This is a genomic window from Micromonospora sp. ATLC16, from assembly GCF_057196645.1.
This window is the reverse complement of sequence record NZ_JBXUOW010000017.1, coordinates 19,329-41,061: the sequence shown is the minus strand read 5'-3', so window position 1 is coordinate 41,061 and position 21,733 is coordinate 19,329. Positions and strand designations below refer to the sequence as shown.

General features: G+C 70.6%; 19 protein-coding genes. 10 read left to right on the top strand and 9 right to left on the bottom strand.

Annotated features, from left to right (window positions below):
- Positions 1-48: 48 nt before the first annotated feature.
- The 7 genes from AC2CHE_RS10015 to AC2CHE_RS09985 all read left to right on the top strand — a co-directional run bounded on the left by AC2CHE_RS10015 (position 49) and on the right by AC2CHE_RS09985 (position 9,384).
- Complete coding sequence (locus AC2CHE_RS10015) at positions 49-963, top strand: fructosamine kinase family protein (protein ID WP_484504621.1); 915 nt, start codon at positions 49-51, stop codon at positions 961-963.
- On the top strand, positions 960-1,967 hold the full coding sequence (gene moaA, locus AC2CHE_RS10010) for a GTP 3',8-cyclase MoaA (RefSeq protein ID WP_484504620.1): 1,008 nt from the start codon (positions 960-962) through the stop codon (positions 1,965-1,967). The genes AC2CHE_RS10015 and moaA overlap by 4 nt, the downstream gene beginning before the upstream one ends.
- Positions 1,964-2,218, top strand: coding sequence for a MoaD/ThiS family protein (locus tag AC2CHE_RS10005; RefSeq protein WP_484504667.1), 255 nt, complete (start codon positions 1,964-1,966; stop codon positions 2,216-2,218). Before moaA ends, AC2CHE_RS10005 begins: the two co-directional genes overlap by 4 nt.
- A gap of 12 nt (positions 2,219-2,230) precedes the next feature.
- Positions 2,231-3,547 (top strand): metallophosphoesterase, encoded by a 1,317-nt coding sequence (locus AC2CHE_RS10000; RefSeq protein WP_484504619.1) that lies wholly within the window; start codon positions 2,231-2,233, stop codon positions 3,545-3,547.
- Between the two features lie 61 nt (positions 3,548-3,608).
- Positions 3,609-6,827 (top strand): UvrD-helicase domain-containing protein, encoded by a 3,219-nt coding sequence (locus tag AC2CHE_RS09995; protein WP_484504618.1) that lies wholly within the window; start codon positions 3,609-3,611, stop codon positions 6,825-6,827.
- Between the two features lie 131 nt (positions 6,828-6,958).
- Complete coding sequence (locus AC2CHE_RS09990; protein ID WP_484504617.1) at positions 6,959-8,008, top strand: LppU/SCO3897 family protein; 1,050 nt, start codon at positions 6,959-6,961, stop codon at positions 8,006-8,008.
- A 134-nt stretch (positions 8,009-8,142) separates the two neighbouring features.
- A complete protein-coding gene (locus tag AC2CHE_RS09985) occupies positions 8,143-9,384 on the top strand; it encodes an AAA family ATPase (protein ID WP_484504616.1) in 1,242 nt (413 codons plus the stop codon).
- 207 nt (positions 9,385-9,591) lie between these two features.
- Here AC2CHE_RS09985 and AC2CHE_RS09980 read toward each other — a convergent pair whose 3' ends face one another.
- A complete protein-coding gene (locus tag AC2CHE_RS09980; protein WP_484504615.1) occupies positions 9,592-9,792 on the bottom strand; it encodes a DUF397 domain-containing protein in 201 nt (66 codons plus the stop codon).
- On the bottom strand, positions 9,783-10,550 hold the full coding sequence (locus AC2CHE_RS09975) for a helix-turn-helix domain-containing protein (protein ID WP_484504614.1): 768 nt from the start codon (positions 10,548-10,550) through the stop codon (positions 9,783-9,785). The genes AC2CHE_RS09980 and AC2CHE_RS09975 overlap by 10 nt, the downstream gene beginning before the upstream one ends.
- A 246-nt stretch (positions 10,551-10,796) precedes the next feature.
- Between AC2CHE_RS09975 and AC2CHE_RS09970 the strand changes: the two genes are divergently transcribed.
- Positions 10,797-11,087 (top strand): hypothetical protein, encoded by a 291-nt coding sequence (locus tag AC2CHE_RS09970; protein WP_484504613.1) that lies wholly within the window; start codon positions 10,797-10,799, stop codon positions 11,085-11,087.
- 61 nt (positions 11,088-11,148) lie between these two features.
- On the opposite strand, the gene AC2CHE_RS09965 is transcribed toward AC2CHE_RS09970, so the two are convergent.
- Both AC2CHE_RS09965 and AC2CHE_RS09960 read right to left on the bottom strand, forming a co-directional pair.
- Complete coding sequence (locus AC2CHE_RS09965) at positions 11,149-12,603, bottom strand: polysaccharide pyruvyl transferase family protein (protein WP_484504612.1); 1,455 nt, start codon at positions 12,601-12,603, stop codon at positions 11,149-11,151.
- Positions 12,604-12,706: 103 nt separating this feature from the next.
- The gene (locus AC2CHE_RS09960) at positions 12,707-13,252 is read right to left on the bottom strand and encodes a GNAT family N-acetyltransferase (protein ID WP_484504611.1); all 546 of its coding nucleotides are present in this window, start codon (positions 13,250-13,252) and stop codon (positions 12,707-12,709) included.
- Positions 13,253-13,386: 134 nt separating this feature from the next.
- Between AC2CHE_RS09960 and AC2CHE_RS09955 the strand changes: the two genes are divergently transcribed.
- A complete protein-coding gene (locus AC2CHE_RS09955) occupies positions 13,387-13,932 on the top strand; it encodes a DoxX family protein (protein ID WP_484504610.1) in 546 nt (181 codons plus the stop codon).
- 234 nt (positions 13,933-14,166) lie between these two features.
- On the top strand, positions 14,167-15,606 hold the full coding sequence (locus AC2CHE_RS09950) for a glycosyltransferase 87 family protein (protein WP_484504609.1): 1,440 nt from the start codon (positions 14,167-14,169) through the stop codon (positions 15,604-15,606).
- An 8-nt stretch (positions 15,607-15,614) separates the two neighbouring features.
- Here AC2CHE_RS09950 and AC2CHE_RS09945 read toward each other — a convergent pair whose 3' ends face one another.
- The 5 genes from AC2CHE_RS09945 to AC2CHE_RS09925 all read right to left on the bottom strand — a co-directional run bounded on the left by AC2CHE_RS09945 (position 15,615) and on the right by AC2CHE_RS09925 (position 21,565).
- A complete protein-coding gene (locus tag AC2CHE_RS09945; RefSeq protein WP_484504608.1) occupies positions 15,615-16,034 on the bottom strand; it encodes a molybdenum cofactor biosynthesis protein MoaE in 420 nt (139 codons plus the stop codon).
- Positions 16,028-17,284 (bottom strand): molybdopterin molybdotransferase MoeA, encoded by a 1,257-nt coding sequence (locus AC2CHE_RS09940; protein ID WP_484504607.1) that lies wholly within the window; start codon positions 17,282-17,284, stop codon positions 16,028-16,030. Before AC2CHE_RS09940 ends, AC2CHE_RS09945 begins: the two co-directional genes overlap by 7 nt.
- A gap of 9 nt (positions 17,285-17,293) precedes the next feature.
- A complete protein-coding gene (locus AC2CHE_RS09935; RefSeq protein WP_484504606.1) occupies positions 17,294-17,776 on the bottom strand; it encodes a MogA/MoaB family molybdenum cofactor biosynthesis protein in 483 nt (160 codons plus the stop codon).
- The gene (moaC, locus tag AC2CHE_RS09930; protein ID WP_210936262.1) at positions 17,773-18,264 is read right to left on the bottom strand and encodes a cyclic pyranopterin monophosphate synthase MoaC; all 492 of its coding nucleotides are present in this window, start codon (positions 18,262-18,264) and stop codon (positions 17,773-17,775) included. The genes AC2CHE_RS09935 and moaC overlap by 4 nt, the downstream gene beginning before the upstream one ends.
- 235 nt (positions 18,265-18,499) lie before the next feature.
- On the bottom strand, positions 18,500-21,565 hold the full coding sequence (locus AC2CHE_RS09925; RefSeq protein WP_484504605.1) for an AfsR/SARP family transcriptional regulator: 3,066 nt from the start codon (positions 21,563-21,565) through the stop codon (positions 18,500-18,502).
- Positions 21,566-21,733: the final 168 nt, after the last annotated feature.

The following is a 21,733-nucleotide window of genomic DNA, read 5'->3' as shown; positions in this document are numbered from 1 at the left end:
GCGGCGCTACCGAAGCCGACAACGCGCTGCTGGCGATATGTTGCGGGGATGGATCTGGCGTACCTGCGGTCGCATCCGGAGCAGTTGCCCACCTTCCTGACCCATCAGCGGATCCGGGAGACGCCGGTGTCCGGCGGCAACATCTGCGCGGCTTCCCGGCTGACTCTGGACGACGGTCACTCGGTGTTCGCGAAGTCCTGGCCGGAGAACGCGGATCGGCCGGTGCCGGAGGGCTTCTTCGCCACCGAGGCGGCCGGGCTGCGCTGGCTGCGTGAGGCCGATGCCGTCGCCGTACCGGAGGTGCTTGTCGCATTGCCGGAGCTGCTGGCCCTGGAGTGGATCGAGCCGGGCGAGCCGGGTTCGGCGGCGGCCGACCGTTTCGGGCGGGAACTGGCCGAGTTGCACCGGGCTGGCGCCGATGCGCTCGGCGCGCGGTGGCCGGGGTTCATCGGTGCCCTGCCGGCGGACAACACGCCCGACGACGGCCCGTGGACGGAGTGGTTCGCCCGGGCCAGGCTGCTGCCCTACCTGCGCCGATCGGTCGACGGCGGAGCCCTCACCAGCGCCGACATCGCGCTGGTCGAGCAGGTCATCGCCCGGCTCGGCGAGTTCGGCGGTGACGAGCCGCCCGCCCGCATCCACGGTGACCTCTGGCCGGGCAACCTGCTCTGGGGCGATGACGACCGGGTCTGGCTGGTCGACCCGGCGGCGCACGGTGGGCACCGGGAGACCGACCTGGCCCAGTTGACGCTCTTCGGCGGCCCTCCGCACCTCGACCGCATCATGGCGGCGTACCAGGAGAGCTGGCCGCTGGCCGACGGGTGGCGAGCCCGGGTGCCACTGCATCAACTGCATCTGCTGCTCGTGCACACCGCGCTTTTCGGTGCGGCACACCGTGATTCGGTAACCAGGAGCGCCCGGGACGCCCTGAGCGGGGCGAGTCGCGCTACCGTCGACCGGTGAGCCTGCCCCCGCCCACCGGCCTCGTCGACCGGTACGGCCGCGTCGCCCGGGACCTGCGGGTGTCGTTGACCGACAAGTGCAACCTGCGCTGCACCTACTGCATGCCCGCCGAGGGCCTGCCCTGGCTGGCCGGCCCGCAACTGCTCACCGACGACGAGGTGGTCCGGCTGATCCGGGTCGCGGTGTGCCGGCTCGGGGTCGACGAGGTGCGGTTCACCGGTGGTGAACCGCTCATCCGCCCCGGTCTGGTCGGCATCGTCGAAGCCGTCTCGGCACTCGAACCGCGCCCTCGGATCTCGCTGACCACGAACGGCATCGGCCTGGACCGGCTCGCCCCCGCGCTGCGCACCGCCGGCCTGGACCGGGTCAACGTCTCACTCGACACGCTGGACCGGGACCGCTTCGCCCGGCTCACCCGCCGGGATCGGCTGGCCGACGTGCTGGCCGGCCTGGCCGGCGCGGCCACCGCCGGGCTGACGCCAGTCAAGATCAACACCGTGCTGATGCGTGGCGTCAACGACGACGAGGCACCGGCGCTGCTGCGCTTCGCCCTCGACCACGGTTACGAGCTGCGGTTCATCGAGCAGATGCCGCTGGACGCACAGCACGGCTGGGACCGGGCTGCCATGGTGACCGCCGACGAGATCCTGGCCGCGCTGAGTGCCGCGTACGACCTCAGCCCGGACCCGACCGAACGCGGCACCGCCCCCGCCGAAACCTGGCTGGTCGACGGCGGCCCGGCCCGGGTAGGTGTGATCGGCACGGTGACCCGGCCGTTCTGCGGCGACTGCGACCGGACCCGGCTCACCGCCGACGGGCAGATCCGCAACTGCCTGTTCGCCACCGAGGAGTCGGACCTGCGCGGCGCGTTGCGGGCCGGAGCCGACGACGAGGAGCTTGCCCGGCGCTGGCGGGCGGCGACGCTGAACAAGCGGGCCGGGCACGGCATCGACGACCCGTCCTTCCTGCAACCGACCCGGCCGATGTCGGCCATCGGAGGCTGACCGTGGCCAGCGTCACCATCCGATACTTCGCCGGCGCACGGGCTGCGGCCGGCCGCGCCGAGGAGACCACCGCCGCGGGCCGGTCGCTCGACGAGTTGGTGGCCGAGCTGGCCGAGCGGCACGGCGGGCGCTTGGTGTCGGTACTGGCGGTGTCGAGTTTCCTGATCGACGGCGTGACCTGTCATGATCGGCGGAAGCCGCTGCCGGCCGGCGTGACGATCGACGTCCTGCCTCCTTTTGCCGGCGGCTGAGGGGGAGCCAACGTGTTCGCGGTACTCGGCTTCGTCACCACGCTGGCCGTGATCACCGGGTTGATCCATCTTTACCTGTGGAAACGCCTGGTGAAGGACACCACCACCGCCGGGCGCTGGCGGCGGGCCGGCACGGTCAGCGCCGTGGTGCTGGCCCTGCTGGTGCCGGCGACCATGGTCGGCACCCGGGCCGGCATGTACTGGCTCGCCTGGCCGGGCTACCTGTGGCTCGCGCTGATGTTCTACCTGTTGGTGCTGCTCGTCGTGCTGGAAGTTCCGATGCTGGTGACGCGGCTGGTGCTGCGCCGCCGGTCGGCCCTGGTCGCCCCGGAGCCGGTCCTGGTCGCCCCGGCCGTCGCGCCGATGGCTGCGCCGTCGGGCGATCAGGCGACCCCGGCCGAGACGCCGGACGCGCCGAGTGCGCCGGCCCAGCCGACCGTCGACGGGACGACAGATCGACCGGTCGCCGGCGCCGTCGGCCCCGACCACGATCCGGGCCGCCGCCTGCTGCTCGCCCGCGGCGCGGCGATCTTCGCCGGGCTCACCGCCACCGGCCTGGTCGGCTACGGCGTACGCACCGCGCTGGGTCCGCCCCGGCTGGACCGGGTGCAGATCCCGCTGGCCAAGCTGCCCCGCAGCATGGACGGTCTGCGCATCGCCACCGTCTCGGACATCCACATCGGCCCGTTGACCGGCCGGGCGCACACCGAGCGGATCGTGGCCGCGATCAACCGGCTGGACGCCGACATCGTCGCCGTGGTCGGCGACCTGGTCGACGGCACGGTCGCCGAGTTGGGCGACGACGCCGCACCGCTGCGCGATCTGCAAGCACGCCATGGCAGCTACTTCGTCACCGGCAACCACGAGTACTACTCCGGGGTGGAGGAGTGGGTGGCCGAGGTCGACCGGCTCGGGCTGCAGGTGCTCCAGAATCGGCGGCTGGAGATCGCCACCGGTGGTGGGGTGCTCGACCTGGCCGGTGTCAACGACGTCTCCGCCGTCGGCAACGGCGTCTCCGCGCCGCCGGACTACGACGCGGCGTTGGGCGACCGTGACCCGTCCCGGCCGGTGGTGCTGCTCGCCCACCAGCCGGTGGCCGCGCTGGAGGCGGCGCGGTACGGGGTCGACCTGCAACTGTCCGGCCACACCCACGGCGGTCAGATCGTCCCCTTCAACCTGCTGGTCCGACTCGAACAGCCGGTCGTCTCCGGGCTCGGTGAGGTGGACGGCACGAAGGTCTACGTGACCAATGGGGCCGGCTTCTGGGGGCCGCCGGTACGGGTCGGCGCGGAGCCTCAGGTCACCCTCGTCGAGCTTCGTTCGGCATAGCGCAGCTCACCTCCACGCGTGGCGGCGCGCGGGAGCGCGGCCGGTCGTGGCAGGATGCGGCGTGCCCCCGTTCAGCCCCGTACCCCCCGGTGGCCTTCCGCCCTTCGTCGCGGACCTGCACATCCACTCGAAGTACTCGCGGGCCTGTAGCCGTGACCTGACTCTGCCGAACCTCGGTTGGTGGGCGCGACGCAAGGGAATCGCGGTCCTCGGTACCGGTGACTTCACCCACCCCGCCTGGTATGACCACCTGCGGGAGACCCTGCATCCCGCCGAGCCGGGCCTGTACCGGCTGTCGCCGGAGGCGGAGCGGGACATCGCCCGTCGGCTGCCGCCCCGGCTGGCCAGCGAGGCGGAGAGCGATCCGGTCCGGTTCATGCTCAGCGTGGAGATCTCCACCATCTACAAGCGCGACGACCGGACCCGCAAGGTCCATCACCTGATCTATCTGCCGGATCTGGACGCGGTGGGCCGGTTCAACGCCGCGCTCGGCCGGATCGGCAACCTCGGCTCGGACGGTCGACCCATCCTCGGTCTGGACTCGCGCGATCTGCTGGAAATCACGCTGGAGGCGAGCGCGGACGGGTATCTCGTGCCGGCCCACATCTGGACCCCGTGGTTCTCGGCCCTGGGCTCGAAGTCCGGCTTCGACGCAATCGCCGACTGCTACGCCGATCTGGCCGATCACATCTTCGCGGTGGAGACCGGGCTCTCCTCGGACCCGGAGATGAACTGGCGGGTGGGCAGCCTGGACCGCTACCGGTTGGTGTCCAACTCCGACGCGCACTCGCCACCCGCGCTTGCCCGCGAGGCCACGGTCTTCGCCGCGTCCCGGGACTACTTCGGCATCCGGGAGGCGCTGCGTACCGGTGACGGGCTGGCCGGGACGATCGAGTTCTTCCCGGAGGAGGGCAAGTACCACGCCGACGGCCACCGGCTGTGCGGGGTGAACTGGGCACCGGAGCGGACCCGGGAGGCCGGTGGGCGCTGCCCGGAGTGTGGCAAGCCGCTGACGGTGGGCGTACTCAGCCGGGTCGAGGAGTTGGCCGACCGGCCCGAGGGTCACCGGCCGGCGCACGCCCCCGAGGTGACCCACCTGATTCAGCTCGCCGAGATCCTCGGCGAGATCAACAAGGTCGGTCCGCGCTCCAAGCGGGTCGAGGGGAGGCTGACCGAGTTGGTCGCCGCGCTCGGCCCCGAGCTGGAGATCCTGACCCGCGTTCCGCTGGACGAGATCGACCGGGTCGGCGGCGAACTGCTCACCGAGGCGATCGGCCGACTGCGTCGCGGCGAGGTCCGCCGGGTGCCGGGGTACGACGGCGAGTACGGCGTGATCACCCTGTTCGACCCGGCCGAGCTGAGCGGCGGGGCTGGCGAGTCCGCCGGGCAGGAGACGCTGTTCGACGTGCCGGTGCCCGCGCAACGCCGGGCGCCGGAGACCACGGCGAGGATGGGCGCTGCGGCGAAGGCTGCTGCCGGCGTCAGGCGTCCGTCGGCGAAGCCCGAGCCGAAACGCAAGCCGGTGTCTCCGCCGCCGCCGATCGCGCCGACGCCCTCCCCGCACGAGCCGTTCGAACCGATGCTCGCCGGCATGGAGGAGGTCGGCACCGGCCTGCTCGACCGGCTCGACGCGATGCAACGGGTGGCCGCCTCGGCGCCCGGTGGCCCGCTGCTGATCGTCGCCGGTCCGGGTACCGGCAAGACGCGGACGCTCACCCATCGGATCGCCTATCTCTGCGCCGAGTTGAACGTCTTCCCCGAGCGGTGCCTGGCCATCACGTTCACCCGAAGGGCTGCGGAGGAACTGCGACACCGCCTCGACGGCCTGCTCGGCCCGGTCGCCGAGGACGTCACCGTCGGCACCTTCCACTCGCTCGGGCTGACCATCCTGCGCGAGAACGCCGGGGCCGCCGGCCTGTCCGACGGCTTCCGGATCGCCGACGACGCGGAACGGGCCGCCGCGCGGAGCGATGCCGGAGAAGACCCGGCCCGCTACGCCGCGCTGCTGCGCAAGCAGGGCCTGGTGGACCTGGACGAGCTGCTCACCCTGCCGGTGACGCTGCTACGCGAGGACCGGAGGCTGGTCGACCGGTACCGGCAGCGGTGGCAGTGGATCTTCGTGGACGAGTACCAGGACGTCGACGCGGTGCAGTACGAGCTGCTGCGGCTGCTCAGCCCGGCCGACGGGAACCTGTGCGCGATCGGCGACCCGGACCAGGCGATCTACTCGTTCCGGGGTGCCGACGTCGGGTACTTCCTGCGCTTCTCGCAGGACTTCACCGACGCCCGCCTGGTCCGGCTCAACCGCAACTACCGGTCCTCCGCGCCGATCCTGGCCGCCGCGGTGCAGGCCATCGCGCCGTCATCGCTGGTCCGGGGTCGCCGGTTGGATCCGGCCCGGCTCGACCCGGAGTCACCGCTGGTCGGCCGGTACGCCGCGGCCTCCGTCGCCGACGAGGCCGACTTCGTGGTACGCACGGTGGACGAGCTGGTCGGCGGCCTGTCCCACCGGTCGCTGGACTCCGGTCGGATCGACGGACGGTCGACCACGCTGTCCTTCTCGGACATCGCGGTGCTGTACCGCACCGACTCGCAGGCCGCGCCGATCGTGGACGCCCTGGCCCGGGCCAACGTTCCGGTGCAGAAGCGCTCGCACGACCGGCTGCGGGACCGTCCCGGGGTGGCCGCCATCGCTCGCGAGCTACGGCACGCCCCCGGTGTCGAGGGTGCCCTGCCGGCGCGGGTGCGCCTCGCCGGCCAGGTGCTCGCGGACCGGTTCGCCGCCCCCACCCTGGACGGGTCCGGTGGGGTACGCCCGGAGGACGTCCGGACCGCCGTCGACCTGCTGACGCCGTTGGCCCGGCGCTGCGGTGACGATCTGGAGATGTTCCTGTCGCAGCTCGCCACCGGCGCCGAGGTGGACGCGCTCGACCCGCGTGCCGAGGCGGTCACGCTGTTGACCCTGCACGCCGCGAAGGGGCTGGAGTTTCCGGTGGTCTTCCTGGTCGGTGCCGAGGACGGGATGCTGCCGCTGCGCTGGCCCGGTACCACGCCGGACGAGGCCGCGGTGGCCGAGGAACGGCGACTCTTCTTCGTCGGGTTGACCCGTGCCCAGGACCGGCTCTACGTCAGCCATGCCGCCCGCCGATTCCGGCACGGTTCGGAGCGGGACTGCCGCCCGTCGCCGTTCCTCGACGTGATCGACCCGGGCCTGTTCGAGCGGCTCGGCAACAGCGAGGGCCCCCGGCGACCCAGGGACCGGCAACTACGTCTCATCTGACGAAGGGGCGATCGGGTCGCCGATCGCCCGGGCAGTGTGGCACCGGTGACCTGCCGTAGGCACTACGGTGACGGTGCCGGTGGTCGACCGACCACCACCGACTTCACGGGATGGCTCAGGAGGACGTGCGCATGGCGAACTACGGAGCACCGGGCCCAGGCCCGCAGCCGTGGCACGAGCCGCATCCTGGCGAGCAGCCGCGGCCCGAGCCGCAGCCCGGCCAGTGGTACGGCCAGGGTGGGGCGGCCGGGGCGCAGCCGCCCCACGACCCGGGCCAGGACCACGGGTACGGCCAGGACCACCGGTACGCCCAGGACCACGGGTACGCCCAGGACCACCGGTACGGCCAGGACCACGGGTACGGCCAGGACCACAGGTACGCCCAGGACCACGGGTACGCCCAGGACCACAGGTACGGCCAGGACCACGGGTACGCCCAGGACCACGGGTACGCCCAGGACCACGGGTACGCCCAGGACCACGGGTACGCCCAGGACCACGGGTACGCCCAGGACCACGGGTACGCCCAGGACCACGGGTACGGCCAGGACCACGGCAGTGGTCAGCGCTACGGGTCCGGCGAGTCCTACGACGCCGCCGGGGGGCATGGCGGCGGCCCGTACGACACGACCGGTCCGGGGCACGCCCCGGCGGGACCGGATACCTGGGCGCAGTCCGCCTACCAGCCCGATGCGGAGACCGGGTACGCCGGCGCACCCACACCACCGCCGCAGCGTCGGCGCGGCCGGATGCTCGTGGTGCTGGCGGCCGTGCTGGTGCTGGTGCTGGGAGGTGTGGCGGCGTTCTATCTGGTCGGGCGGGACGACCAGACACCGACCCCGGTGGCCGCGCCGACCGAGGACGTGGCGTCCACGCCGGACCCGCAGGACGAGGAGACCCCGCCCGACGATCCGGCCACCGCACCTTCCGCCGACCCCCGTTTCGTGCAGGCCGGGCAGTGCGTACGCAACGGCGCCGCGGCCGGCGGCAAGCCCCGGCTGCTGCTGAGTGAGTGTTCGCCGGGGTCGTACGAGGTGCTGCGGCGTTTCGACGGCAAGACCGGCGGCGAGCGTGACGCCGAGGAGAAGTGCGCGGGGGTCGACGGCTACACCAACTGGTACTTCTACGACAGCGAGTTGGACTCGCTCGACTTCGTGCTCTGCCTCAAGCAGCGCGACTGACGACCTATCAGCAAATCTAGTGCTGTCTAGCCTCCACGCTAGACAGCACTAGATTTTGGTCGAGGGCAACACGCCGGTACCACCGTCTATCCATGTCTAGCCTCTCCTCTAGACGGCCCGATACTCTGCGATGCGTGGATCCGGTCCGCAACCCGTACGCGCCGGGCGCCGGCCAGCGTCCGCCCGAACTCGCCGGGCGGGGGCGCGAACTGGACGTCTTCGACGTCGTGCTGGAACGCATCGCCCGGGGTCGACCGGAACGCAGCCTGATGCTCACCGGGCTACGCGGCGTCGGCAAGACCGTCCTGCTGAACACGTTGCGCTCCCAGGCGATCAACCGGCTCTGGGGCAGCGGCAAGATCGAGGCACGACCGGATCAGTCGCTGCGCCGACCCATTGCCGCCGCGCTGCACATGGCAGTCCGAGAGTTGGCACCGAGACACCGGGCACCCGAGCGCATCGACGCCTTCCTCGGGGTGCTCAAGGCCTTCGCCCAACGGGGCGCTCCGACCGGCCGGGGTGGAGCGGCTCCGAAACTGCGCGACCGTTGGCAGCCCGGCATCGACGTGCCGGCGGCCAGCGGGCGGGCCGACTCCGGCGACATTGAGATCGACCTGGTGGAGTTGCTCACCGACGCCGCCTCCGTCGCCAGCGACGTCGGCACCGGCGTTGCCGTCTTCATCGACGAGATGCAGGACCTCGGTCCGGCAGATGTCTCCGCGCTCTGCGCCGCCTGCCACGAGCTGTCGCAGCTCGGCGCACCCCTGATCGTGGTCGGCGCCGGCCTGCCGCACCTGCCGGCGGTGTTGAGCGCGGCGAAGTCGTACTCCGAGCGGCTGTTCCGTTACCAACGCATCGACCGTCTCGACCGGATCGCCGCCGACCACGCGCTCTGCGCGCCGGCCGAGCGGGAGGACGTCGAGTACGAGGCGAAGGCCCTCGACCTGCTCTACGAGAAGTCCGGCGGTTATCCGTACTTCGTGCAGGCGTACGGGAAGGCCACCTGGGACCACGCGCCCCGGTCACCGATCACCCCGGCCGACGTACGCGTCGCCGCGCCGGAGGCCGAGGCGGAGCTGGCCGTCGGCTTCTTCGGCTCCCGCTTCGAGCGGGCCACCCCCGCCGAGCGGGAGTACATGCGAGCGATGGCGACGCTCTCGCTTGTCGAGACGGAGACCGACGGCGGTGGCCGGGACGACATGGACGCCGCGGTGCCGACCTCGGAGATCGCCCGAGCCCTCGGCCGCAAGCCCGCCAGCCTCTCACCGGCCCGGGACGCCTTGATCAAGAAGGGGCTGATCTACTCCGGGGAGCGCGGCACGGTCGCCTTCACCGTCCCACACTTCGGCCGCTACCTGCGCACCCAGCCCGCCTGACGCAGCCGTCGATCGGCGACGGGCCGGATCTGTGGCAGCGCAGCAAGCCCGGCCCCGGCGTGTCGGGCACCTTTACTGCCACAGATCCGACTGCCGGCGCGGCCTGGCCGGCGGCACGGACAGTGTGCGGCCGACACGGAGGCAGTGAGTCGACGCAGGCGGCGAGAAGCCCTCGGCCGGGTGCCGAGGGCTTCTCTTCGAGGTCGGTCAGGCGGTGGGGCGGTCGGTCTTCGCCAGCTCGACGAAGCCGCGCCACGCCGCCGGCTGGAAGCTGAGCGTGCCGCCGGCCCGGTCCTTCGTGTCCCGGACCAGGACCACGCCGGGAAGGTTGTCGGCAACCTCCACACAGTTCCCGCCGTTGTTGCCGCTCTTGCTGCTCTTGCGCCACCGCGCACCGGTCATGTCCATGATGCTGCCGCTTCCCTGAGGAGTGTCAGGGACTGCGTCCGTGACAGCGCCTCGCCACGGATGCGTTCCCACCTGCGGCCCAGGGTAGCAATCTCGGCGGCCTGATCGACGATCTTCGCCTCGGCCTGGCTGTCCGCGTGCCCGAGCACGCTGCCGTCGTCCAGCTCGGCGAGGGTGAAGGGGCCGCCCAGTCCGGCGTACATGCCGACCGATGCGGGCACGACGTGGATCGCCGTGGTGGGCTGCGCGCCGCACGTCACCAGGTGCTCGCACTGCTCCCGCATCAGCGCCCGGTCGCCGTAGGCGGACCGGCGCAGCACCAGCTCGTCCAGCACCACCACCAGCATCGGCGGGTTGTCCCGACGCAGGATGGCCTGCCGCTGCAGGCGTGCCTCCACCAGCCGCCCGACGTCGTCGGCGGTGAGCGTCTCCCCGGCCAGCGTCGCCCGCGCGTACGCCTCGGTCTGGAGCAGCCCCGGCACCCAGGCCAGCTCGAACCAGCGCAGCGCGACCGCCTCGCGCTCGATGTCCACCCACCGCCGGAACCACGCCGGCTCACGCCGTTTGAGGACGTCCGGCCACAGCTCGATCACCTCCCGGCCGAGCGCCTCGGCGACCCGCCTACGGGTCTGCGGGCGGGGGATGCGTCCATGGCTGGCCCACCGCGCGGCGGTCTTCGGGTCGACACCGACCCGCGCCGCGAGGGTGTCGGCGGTCTCGCCCGCCTCGGTCATGGCTGTGACGACGGCACGGTTCACTCGCGCGGTCCTTCCTGGACGTTCGAAGACACTCAGCATCCACTCCGATACGTGGTGTATGCGGCGGACACGCGCAGGAAAGGTGGAAACCAGGACGGCACGAGCCAGTGGAGACTCCCCCGAACTCGCTGGACGTGCTTGTCGGGGCCGCCCCGCCGGGCGAGCACCTCCCGGGGCGGCCCCTCCCAGATCTCCTGGCGACGAGGAGGCACGCATGCCCGCACGACAGCCCCACCGCGATGGCCGGTGACCGGCCGGCGCGACGACGGCACTCCGACCGTCCCGCCCGGCGTGTATCTGCTGAGCCGGGAGGCATCCCCGCAGTTCAGCGCGCCGATCCTGGTCCGGGTGATCCGCGAGTTGACCGACCGGCACCCGCCGCACGGCTGGACGTGGATCGACTGCTACCAGCTCGACCGGCACGGGGACGCGATCGAGAAGCGCCAGCTGTTCGTGATGCCGGCGGGAATGCGTCAGGTCGACGTGCCGCCGGTCCCGTACGCCGCCCGACGCCCCTCGGCGAGATCAACCCGCTGAGCCGCCCATCCCGAGTTCCCCGGCACCCGTCCCGGTCGCGGGCTCAGCGAACGCGCCGCCTTCAGGACTGGCGGCGGAGCCGACGTGCGAGCGCGCGGCTGCGGCGCAGCGCGGACCGCACAGGTGCCGGCAGGTGTCGCACCGCGGCAGGGACGGGCCGCCGCTCGCCGGTCGCCACTGACTCCTTCGGCGCAGCGGTGTGCGGGAACGGAATATCCGGCTTGTGCGCCCTGCGCAGCGCGCGGAGACCGCCCAGCGCGTAAAGCTCCGCCACCCGGGCGGTGATCCGTTCCCTGGCCTCGGGATCAGTGGTCATCAGCGTGGTCACCGGCGGCGGCAGCACCACGGCGTCCAGCCGCTTGTCGTAACCCGGGTTGGCCTTTCCGGGCTGGAAGATGTGCTCGATGCCGTTGCGCTCAAGGAAACCGGCAAAACGGTCCCAGCGCTGCGTGTGCCCGGCGTTGAACGCGGTGTAGTCGGCCCGAGCGTAAAGATCCGCGGCGTCGATCTCCGGGCTCAGGCCGGGAACCATGGTGTGCGGGATGTCGTGGTATCGGGCCAGTTCCAGGGTCCGGCTGTCGTGCGCCAGCACGTATGCGGGCGTGCCGGCGGCCAGCGCCGCGATGTTGCCGTGGATCCGGGTGCCAAAGGAGAACTCTCGCTCGGCGAGGTAGCGCATCCAGGTCCGGGTGTCGACGAAGAACCGGATGCGGTCCTCCCGGTACAGCTGGTGGGCGGTGTGGTGCGGCAGTCCCGGCCGGACCTTGTCCGGGTGGGTACCCCACAGCAGCAGCTCAAGTACCTCGTCGCCCTGCGGCACGTAGACCATGTTCGGGTAGCGCTTGGCGTGTCGGGTCGCGACCTTGTCCATCAGCGGCACGTACGGTGTGATGTTGATCGTGAAACGGCTCTCCGGCGTCAGCTCGGCCACCCGCTTGGTGATCTTCAAGTCCGGGCCGTACCGGAACAGCGACGGGCAGCCGACGACCTCGACCACGTCGTCACCGAAACCCAGCTCGGCGAGGTAGGCGCGGGTGAACTCACCGCGTACGCCGATCGTCGCCGACTTGTCGAGCACCGCGCGTACGAACCGACCCACCGCCGCGCGCAGCTCGTCGGTGGGCGGCGGGAACGGGTTGTCGAGGCTCCCGGTGCCGCCCGCGACGCCGACGCCGATCACCACGACCGGGATCCGCAGGTTCTCGATCACCCAGGTGAGGCGCTTGAGGTTTTCCAGGAAGGTCCGCCGGAAGGCATTGGCCAGGGGCACCACGAACATGTCGAACTGCTCGTTGATCCGGTCCACGTACGCCTGGTCCACGCCGGGCCGTTCGCTCAGGAACGAGTTGGACACGACCTCGGTCCCCGGCACGCTGATCAGCTTGTGCACCGCCTCGGTGAAGACGAGGTTTCCCACGTTCCGCCCGAAAATGCCCTGCTTGTACAGCGCGAGGGAGTGCTCCGGGCTGACCGGGGTGAAGGGGTCCTTGGCGGAGCGCAGCAGGACGCGAGTCATCGGGTTGAAGCCTCCGGGTGCGGGATGCGAGGGGTAGCCGAAAGAGCTCGATGCTAGCCAACCCCGACGTCGCCCGCCACCTGCTTCCGGTCGGTCAGACGGGTCAGACCTTCGACCACGGCGGCGGGAAGACGACCTCGCCCCGGGGAGGCGACGGCTCACCGCTGGTGGCTGGCGGCAGGATCAGTGCCTGCCACGGCTCGCCAAGGCCGGACCAGGGACTGGTCAGACCCAACCGGTCCGCGCGGCTGAAGCCGAAGCGCCGGTAGTAGGCCGGATCGCCGAGGACCACCACCAGTCGCTCGCCGAGTTCGGTCGCCGCCTCCAGCGCGGCCTGCACCACCGACGTGCCGAGCCCGATGCGCTGCCGGTGCGGTGCGACCGCGACCGGACCCATCGCGAGCGCTGGCATGCTGGCCGTGCCCGAATTGACCAGCACCCGGGTGAGCAGGGCACAACCGACGATCTCCCCGCCGTACTCGGCGACCATCGCCAGCTCCGGCAGCCACGCGTCGCTGCCCCGCAGCTCATCGACGAGGCGTACCTCCGGTGGGACGGCCACGTCGGGCCGGGCGAAGGCTGCGGCCAGCACCCGGCGGATCGCGCCGGTGTCGGCCGGGTCCTCGGGTCGCAGCCGCAGGGTGGTCACGCGGCGTAGGGTACCCCGGAAGACCCCGTCCACCCGCGACGGTCCTCGATCCCGGGCGCGGCGGCACCGACGCACTCGACCGGCATACCCTGTTCCGGGGCGTAGTAACGCCCCGGACAGGGTATGACTGTTCCATGACGCCCGTACGATCCCTCGCCCGCGCCATGTTGAGCGGCATCTTCGTGGTCGGCAGCGCCCGCACGTTCGCCAACCCCGGCCGGTTTGCACCCGCCGCCAAACCGGTCACCGATCGGGTGACGCCGCTGCTGGAACGGGTGCATCCGCAGCTGCCCACGGATACTGAAACCCTGATCCGCGCCAACGCGGCAGTGCAGCTCGGCGCCGGGCTGATGCTGGCCACCGGGCGGTTCACCCGGCCGGCGGCCCTGGTGCTGGCCGGCACACTGATCCCGGTCACCCTCGCCGGGCACCCCTTCTGGCGCACCGACGACCCGATCGCGAAGTACAACAACCAGGTCCACTTCCTGAAGAACCTCGGTCTCTTTGGTGGCTTGTTGCTCGCTGCGGCGGACACGGAGGGTAAGCCCGGGCTACGCTGGCGGGCCGGTCACCGCATCGACCACTCACGACGGTCGGTGAGTCGCGCCGTCCGGACCGCCCGCCGGGAGGCCCGAATCGCCGTGCGATCGGCCTCCGCCGCCCGGCGACTCCCCGGCTGAGCCGTACGCGTTCCACCTCACCCCCGCTGAGCTGTGATCCAACCACCCCCACCCCGGCTAAGGCCGCGAATCACCTGAACCGCCCGGTAGGCGGTAACGCGGTGGAAATGTAAAAAGAATGTGTGGGATCGGACACGGTCGCATAACGCGGGAGGCACTGACGTGAGGCACCGTTCTAGGCTCCGTACTGGACCTGGACGGGTAGGACGACCATGGTACGGGGGTGGCCACGCCATGCCGACGATCGTCGGTAGAGGGCTGGACCGCCTCGCCACAGTCCGTCGCGTAACGCGTGGGATCGATCGTAGGACAGTCGTACGGGCGGGCATCGTCGCCGCCGTCGCCTACGCCGCATGGCTTGCCATCGGCGCGTTCGGGCGTCCGTACAACTTCTTCGACATGAAGATCTACCACGGCGCGGTAGTCTGGTGGGCGAGCGGTCACGAGCTGTATGAGTTCGTCGCGCCCGACACAACCCTGGGTTTCACCTACCCACCCTTCGCCGGGCTGGCCATGCTGCCCATGGCGCACCTGCCGGTCACCCTGGCCGGTCTGGTCAACACCGCAGTGAGCATCGCCGCGCTGGCCGTGGTGCTGGCCGCCCTGCTGCGTCCGATCGTCGACCGGCTGGGCTGGCCACTGTGGTACACGGTGGCCATCGCGACGCCACTGGCCGCCGCCATCGAACCGACCCGGGAGACCCTCGGCTACGGGCAGGTCAACCTGCTGTTGTTCGCCCTGATCCTGGCCGATCTGATCGCCCTGCGCTGGCGGTCGCGCCGGGGCACGCACCAGGCCGAGGGCGACGGCCCGCTGCTGCGGTTCATCTACGGCGGTGCCTGGGCCGGCGTGGGAATCGGCCTGGCCACCGCCGTCAAGCTGACCCCGGCCCTGTTCATCTTCTACCTGATGCTCACTCGACAGTGGCGGGTGGCCTGGACGGCCATCGGCACCGCCGTCGGGGTGACCATCGGCAGCTTCGGCATCGTCGGCGCGGAATCCCGCGACTACTTCGGCGGTGTGCTGTGGCAGACCGAGCGGGTGGGTGCCGCCGACATGACGCCCAACCAGTCGCTGGCCGGGCTGCTGGCCCGGCTCTACGACTCGATCGAGACCCCCGGCCTGCTCTGGCTCGCCTTCTCCGTGCTGGTGTTGGCGCTCGGCCTGTCCCGGGCGTCCAACGCACACTCCGACGGCGACGAACTGACCGCCTTCACGCTGGTGGGCCTGACCGCCAACGTGATCAGCCCGATCTCCTGGACGCACCACCTCGTCTGGGTGATCCCGGCGATCATCATCCTGGCCGACGCCGCGATCCGGCGACACGATGCCAGCCGAGGGCCGGTGCGATCCGCGCCAACGCCGTACGGCGGGCCGCCGGGAGTCGCCACCCTCCGACCACCGATCTGGTACCCGACGCTCACCGGGTTCCGCCACGGCTTCGCCGCCATCGGGCTCTACCTGCTCTTCCTGATCTCCCCGATCTGGCCGTACGAACACCAGCTGCCGGAGGCCTCCCACTACCAGGACGGCCTGTTCGGCGCGTTGATGGAGAACTCCCTGGCGCTGGCGCTGATCCTGCTGGTCGCCGCACTGCCCTGGCGGCCCGGCGCGGAACCGGCGTTCCACACCGACCGGGCGGCACGTGCCTCGATGCTGTACGGACGGCGGTAGGCCACCGGTCAGGGGCAGTTGACCCATTCCTCGGTGCCGTCGGTGAAGACCTGCCGCTTCCAGATCGGCAGGCGGGCCTTCGCCTCGTCCACCAGCCGGGCGCAGGCAGCGAACGCGGCGGCCCGATGGGCGGTGCTGACCGCCGCCGCCAGGGCCACGTCGCCGATGGCCAGCGGGCCGATCCGGTGCGAGACCGCCACGGCGTACACGTCGGGGTCGGCGGCAACCTCGTCGGCAACCTCCTGGAGCACCTTCTCGGCGTTCGGGTGGCCTTCGTACTCCAGGCTGGTCACCGACCGTCCGTGGTCGTGATCGCGTACCACCCCGACGAACGACACGACCGCGCCGGCCCGACGGTCGGCGACCGCCGCCTCGTGCGCGGCGAGATCCAGTGGCTGGTCGGTGACGCTGCTGATGACGGTCACCATGCCCGCTCCCCGGGTAGCAGTGGCAACGGCACGATCGGAACCCGGTCACCCACCGAGCCGGTGGTGCCGGGGTCGATCACCGCGAACCCGTCGGCGGTGGCGAGCCCACGCAACATGGCCGAACCGACGTGCCGGACCGGATGGGCTGTCCCGGCGGCCCGGTCGAGTCGGACCAGCGCCAGATGGGTGTGGTCGCCACGACCGGCGACGGGCTCGGCGAGGACGGCCTGCGGAAACGTCGGCAACGACCGACCCGCGAGCCCGGCCACCAGCGGGGCGACCAGCGACACCAGCGCGATGACGGCGGACTGCGGATTGCCCGGCAGCCCGGCCACGAACCGGACCTGCCCGTCGGCACCGACCAACCGGGCCAGCAGCATCGGGAAGCCGGGACGCACCGCGACCGTGTTGACCACATATTCCGCGCCCAACGTCGCCAGCGCCGGGTGCAGGTGATCGACCGGGCCGTGCATGGTGCCACCGGTGGTGCAGACCAGATCGGTGCTGTCCAGGGCGGCGCGCAACGCCGCCACGTGAGCGTCAAGCGTGTCGGCGACGGGGCCGACCACGCCGTCCGGAGCCACCTGGCAGCCGTACCGGCGGAGCCAACCCGGCACCGCCGGGCCCAGCGCGTCACGGACCCGCCCGTCACCCGGCGGGCCTGCCGTGAGCAACTCGTCGCCGAAGACCAGCAACGCCGCCCGAGGCTGCCGGCGTACCCGCAGGGTGTCGAGGCCGCAGGAGGCGGCCAGGCCGATCACCGCAGGGTCGACCGGTGTCCCGGCCGGCAGCAGCTCCTCACCGGCGGTGGCCTCCTCACCGGATTGCCGCCACTCCGGCGTGGCACGTGGCACGCCGTCGACCAACCCCTCCGGGGTACGCGTCGACTCCTCCACCCGGAGCACCGCCGAGGCACCCGCCGGCACCATCGCCCCGGTGGCGATCTCCACAGTCGTCCCGTCCTCGGTCAACGGGGCGGGCGCACCACCCGCGAGGACGCGCCCGACGACCCGCCACGGGCCGGCGCCACGCACCGCCCATCCGTCCACGCTCGACGTCGGGAACGCCGGCAGGTCGGTCCGGGGGGAGAGCGGTTCGGCGAGGGTGTGCCCGTCGGTCTCGGCGAGGGGACGCGCGACGGCGGGCAGCGCGGCGGCCAGTCCGGCCGCGTGCACCCGGGATCGGGCCTGCGCCCAGTCGACCGGTGGCGGCGCGGAGACCTCGTCCGTGGAGGCGGTTTCCGTTCTCACCGGCCGAGCCTAACCGGCCGTCGGGTGGTCGCCACCGCGCAACTGATCGACCGTGTGGGCCAGAATCGGCCCCAGCACGGCGAGGCCGTCCCGCGCCCCGCCGGTCGATCCGGGCAGGTTCACCACAAGCGTGCGGCCGGCCACCCCGGCCACCCCACGGGACAGCACGGCGGTGGGCACCTTGTCACGGCTGTACGCGCGGATCGCCTCGGCGATGCCCGGAATCTCGTAGTCGAGCAGGGCCCGGGTCACGTCGGGCGTGCGATCGGTGGGGGTGATCCCGGTGCCGCCGCTGGTCAGCACCACGTCGAAGCCGTCCGCCACGGCCGCCCAGACCGCCTGGCCGACCGGGTCGCCGTCCGGCACGACCACCGGTTCGTCCACCGTGCAGCCCAACTCCCGCAGACCGGCGACGAGGCGCGGACCGCTGGTGTCGGTGTAGACACCGGCGGCGGCCCGGTTGGAGGCAACCACCACCCGGGCGCGGATCACGACCGATCCTCCGGGCGCTCCCACAGACCGGTCTTTCCGCCCTCCTTGCGCAGCACCCGGACCGCGTCGACGCTGGCCGCCGGATCAACGGCCTTGACCATGTCGACCAGAGCCAACCCGGCGACCGCGACGGCGGTCAGCGCCTCCATCTCCACCCCGGTGCGGTCGGCGGTGCGGGCGGTGGCGGTGATCTCCACGCTGTCGTCGGTAAGCGCCAGGTCGACGGTGACACCGTGCAGCGCGATCGGGTGGCAGAGCGGGATCAGGTCGGGAGTGCGCTTCGCCCCCATGATCCCGGCCAGCCGGCCGACCGCCAGGGCATCGCCCTTGGGCAGACCCTCCCCACGGAGCAGGTCGATCACCTCGCGGGTGGTCCGCAGCCGGCCGGCGGCCGTCGCCACCCGACCGGTGACCTGCTTCGCGGAGACATCGACCATGCGTGCCGCGCCGGCAGTGTCGACGTGGGTGAGCTGGGCGGGTTCGGTCACGGTCGCGAGCCTATCCCCGCCGTGTGACAGGACGGTTCCGTGGGCTCGGAAGGAGCGGCGCGGGGACGCCGCCCCTTCCTCACCATCCTGCCCCGGGCTGCTGGGGTACACCCGCGGCAGGAGTCGCGACGAGATCCGGCAACTGTCGGATCTCCCCCCGTCGGCGAACATCCGGAAGGCTAGCGACCCCGGCGATAAGAAATCGATAAGGACGATGGCCAGCGAGATCTCGCGATCAGCAGATCGGTGTGCTCTGCTTGAACGCGGCGAGACGGCGCTCGATCTCGGACCGCTCCGGTGCCCCGGTCGGCACAATGAGCACAAGTGCGCGCTCCAGGTGCCGCCGAGCCTCGGTCGGGTCCGTGCTCAGCAGGTGCTCGGCCAGACCGGCCAGCGCCCGGGCCTGTTCGTAACGGTTGTCGATCCGGACCGCCAGATCAAGCGCTCGCTGGTGTGCCCGGACGGCGGCGTCGATGTCGCCGTCGGCCGCCAGCGTCAGGCCGAACTCATTCAACGCGGTGCTCTCCACCTGCCGCTCGGCCGAGTAGCCGGTGAGCTCCAGCGCCAGTTCATGCTGCTGCCGGGCCTCTGCGAGTCGGCCTGATCCCCGGTACGCAACGGCCATGACGTTGCGCGCATCCCCTTCTCCGTGCCGGTGACCGGTCCGGGCGTAGAGCACCATGGCGGATCGCAGCAACCGCAGCGCCTGAGCGTGCTCTCCCAAGCGCACCCGCGCGGCGGCGATGTGGCTCAACGCGTTGGCGATCTGGTAACCGTCGCCTTCCACCCGAGCCCAGAGAAGATGAAGGCGATGTACCCGCAGCGCCTCTTCGTAACGACCCAACCAGGTGAAGGCGATGCCCAAGTTCGGCAAATGAATCCGAATATGCCCTATCTGCTGCATCGGAAGACCGCGCAGCGCTGCCAGTGCGAGAGCGGCGGACACCTGGAAATCACCCATCATGCAGTGGACCACGCTCAGGTTTCCCCGGATCCCGGCGATTTCTGCCTGACGACCGGCCGCTTCGGCCTCCATCAGCGCAGATTTCAAGAGCTGGACCGCGGGATGGTAGAAGCCGGTCTTGGTCAGCGCCGAGGCGAGATAGTTGTTCATGATGCCTACTGCACGGCTGTCCCCCGCCTGCTGTGCGGCGGCCAGCCCCAGTTCGTGCGTCCGCTGAATATCTTCGAAGTATCCGCGTACATAGTAGAAGCGCCACAGCACGCGCGCAATCTTCCAGGCGTAAACGTGGAATGAGTCTTTTGCCGCCAGCTCGATGAAGAGATTCAGATTACTTCGCTCCCGCTCGACCCAGTTGATGTCAACGGCCTCGGATCCGGCTAGGAGATCGGGTCGCTCCGGCACCACGTCGCCGATGTCTGCGTAGATGTCGACGAGACTGTTCAATGATTTTGTGGAGGCGATCGACAAGTGCATGACCTGATCGAGGAGACTGGCAAGGGCCGCCCTTCGCGTCTCCTCCGAGTCTGTCTCCATACACTTCTCACGAGCATACTGTCGAACAAGGTCGTGCATCCTGTAACGACCGCTATCCGATTCTTCCAGCAGGTGACGGTCGACCAGATCATCGAGAATCTGGCCTGTTCTAGCGTAGGACAACCCAGACATTGCCGCGATCATGCTGATGCAGTAGCGCCCGGTATGGAGACCCAGCAAGCGGAAAACCCGTTTATTCACCTCGTGCAACGGCTCGTAGGAGGCGGTGAAGGCCGCAGCGACGCTACGCTCACCCGTCCCGAAGCTGGCCAGCCCTGACTCATTTGTGGCGAGACGAGCAGCCAGATCAGCAAGCCGACGGTTGCGCCGGTGAGCGAGCCGCGACCCGACCAACCGGATCGCCAGCGGCAGGTAACCGCAGTTGCGAACTATCTCTTCGGCGGATTCGGGGTCCGCGTGCACCCGCTCTTCTCCAGCGCTGACCGCCAGCAGGCGGAGCCCCTCTTCCGGCGACAGCACGGATAGGGACTCGGGAGGGCCGACATCCAGGTCGAGAAGTCGCCTGCGGGAAGTGACCAGAATGACCGACGACGCCGTGACTGGTAGCAGCGGAGCCACCTGGTCGCCGTCAGCAGCATTGTCGAGAACGACGACCGCACGGCGAGCGGACAGTTCCCTGCGCCACAACCCTCGCCGTTCATCGAGATCCACTGGAATTCGGGAGGCCGGCACACCCAACTGACGGAGGAGCACCACGAGGGCGGTGGCGGGATCCAGAATGTTGCCCTCATCGTGACCGAGTAGGTCGATGAAGAGTCGACCCTCCGGGTGCGAAGCCGCCAGGCGTCTGGCGACCTGCACTGCGAGAGTCGTCTTGCCGCTTCCCGCCATCCCATCGATCAGGTGCACAACGGGTGCCGGATCTGCGGCGGCTCGGCTCCGGTCGACAATCCGCTTGACCAGGGCCTCCCGGCCAACGAAGTGAGCTACCGGTCTGGGTAGCCAGTCCCAGTCCGTGCCACCGGTGTCAGGTCTCGTCGAGGTCTGCGCACTCGCATCGTCACTGCCTCCGGGTGCCGCCGAGGTGGCGGCCGATACCGCAGCCGCTCGGGGTCCGACCATTTCCTGATGCAGTCGCCGAAGATCGGCTCCCGGCTCGACGCCGAGTTCGGCCCGCATGACTCGGGCTGCGGATCGAAATACCGCGATCGCACCCGCCGCGTCGCCGCGTCGATGCAGAGCCCTCATCAGCAACAGCAGCGCCGGCTCACGGATCGGATTGGCCGCAACCGTTCGCCACAGCAGCGGTAGGGCCTCCTCGACGCGGTCCGCCGCGAGGTGGAGATCCGCAAGGAACTCCACGGCGAGGAGGTGCTGTTCCTGGGCGGCGGCCACGTGAGCAGCCAACGAAACCCCAAGGGGGACACCCAGCAGGGGTGGCCCCTGCCAGACGGGCATCACCCTGCCCAGCATCGACCGTGCGGTCTCCGGTTCGTCGCGAAGCTGACGGGCCCGCTCGACCTGGTCAAGGAAGTGGAGCAGGTCCACGTCGTCGGTGGCGACCCCCAGTCGGTACCCACCGCGCTGACGTACCAGCACCCCCTGGCCGCCTTCGTACGCCTCGAAGGTACGTCGGAGGTTCGCGGCATAGGTCCGGACGTTCGGTACGGCCGAACGCGGTGGGTCGTCGGACCAGATCTCATCGATCAGTTCCTCCGTGGCAACCGTTCGTCCCGGACTCATCACCAACTTGGCGAGAACGGTTCGTTGCTTCGGAGTACCGAGGTCCACTCCTGAGGATCCAAACGAGACTCGAAAGCCGCCAAGCACCTCAATCTTCACTCTTCGCACCCCTAGTGAGGCAGGCATTCGCGTGATCGCACCTTAACAGCGCGCATCGGACCGGGTGGACCCTACAAACGTTCGAGCCCCACTGTGGCGGCATCACCGATACGCGACCACAATCCGATGTGGCGGCGATCGGCCCTGGCCGAATTGGGTATGTCGGTT

Coding starts and splice junctions, on each gene's coding strand:
- AC2CHE_RS10015 (WP_484504621.1), top strand. CDS start 49: ATGGATCTGGCGTACCTGCGGTCGCATCCGGAGCAGTTGCCCACCTTC.
- AC2CHE_RS09990 (WP_484504617.1), top strand. CDS start 6,959: ATGGCGAACTACGGAGCACCGGGCCCAGGCCCGCAGCCGTGGCACGAG.
- AC2CHE_RS09945 (WP_484504608.1), bottom strand. CDS start 16,034: ATGGTGACCGTCATCAGCAGCGTCACCGACCAGCCACTGGATCTCGCC.
- AC2CHE_RS09980 (WP_484504615.1), bottom strand. CDS start 9,792: ATGGACATGACCGGTGCGCGGTGGCGCAAGAGCAGCAAGAGCGGCAAC.
- AC2CHE_RS09950 (WP_484504609.1), top strand. CDS start 14,167: ATGCCGACGATCGTCGGTAGAGGGCTGGACCGCCTCGCCACAGTCCGT.
- AC2CHE_RS09965 (WP_484504612.1), bottom strand. CDS start 12,603: ATGACTCGCGTCCTGCTGCGCTCCGCCAAGGACCCCTTCACCCCGGTC.
- AC2CHE_RS09955 (WP_484504610.1), top strand. CDS start 13,387: ATGACGCCCGTACGATCCCTCGCCCGCGCCATGTTGAGCGGCATCTTC.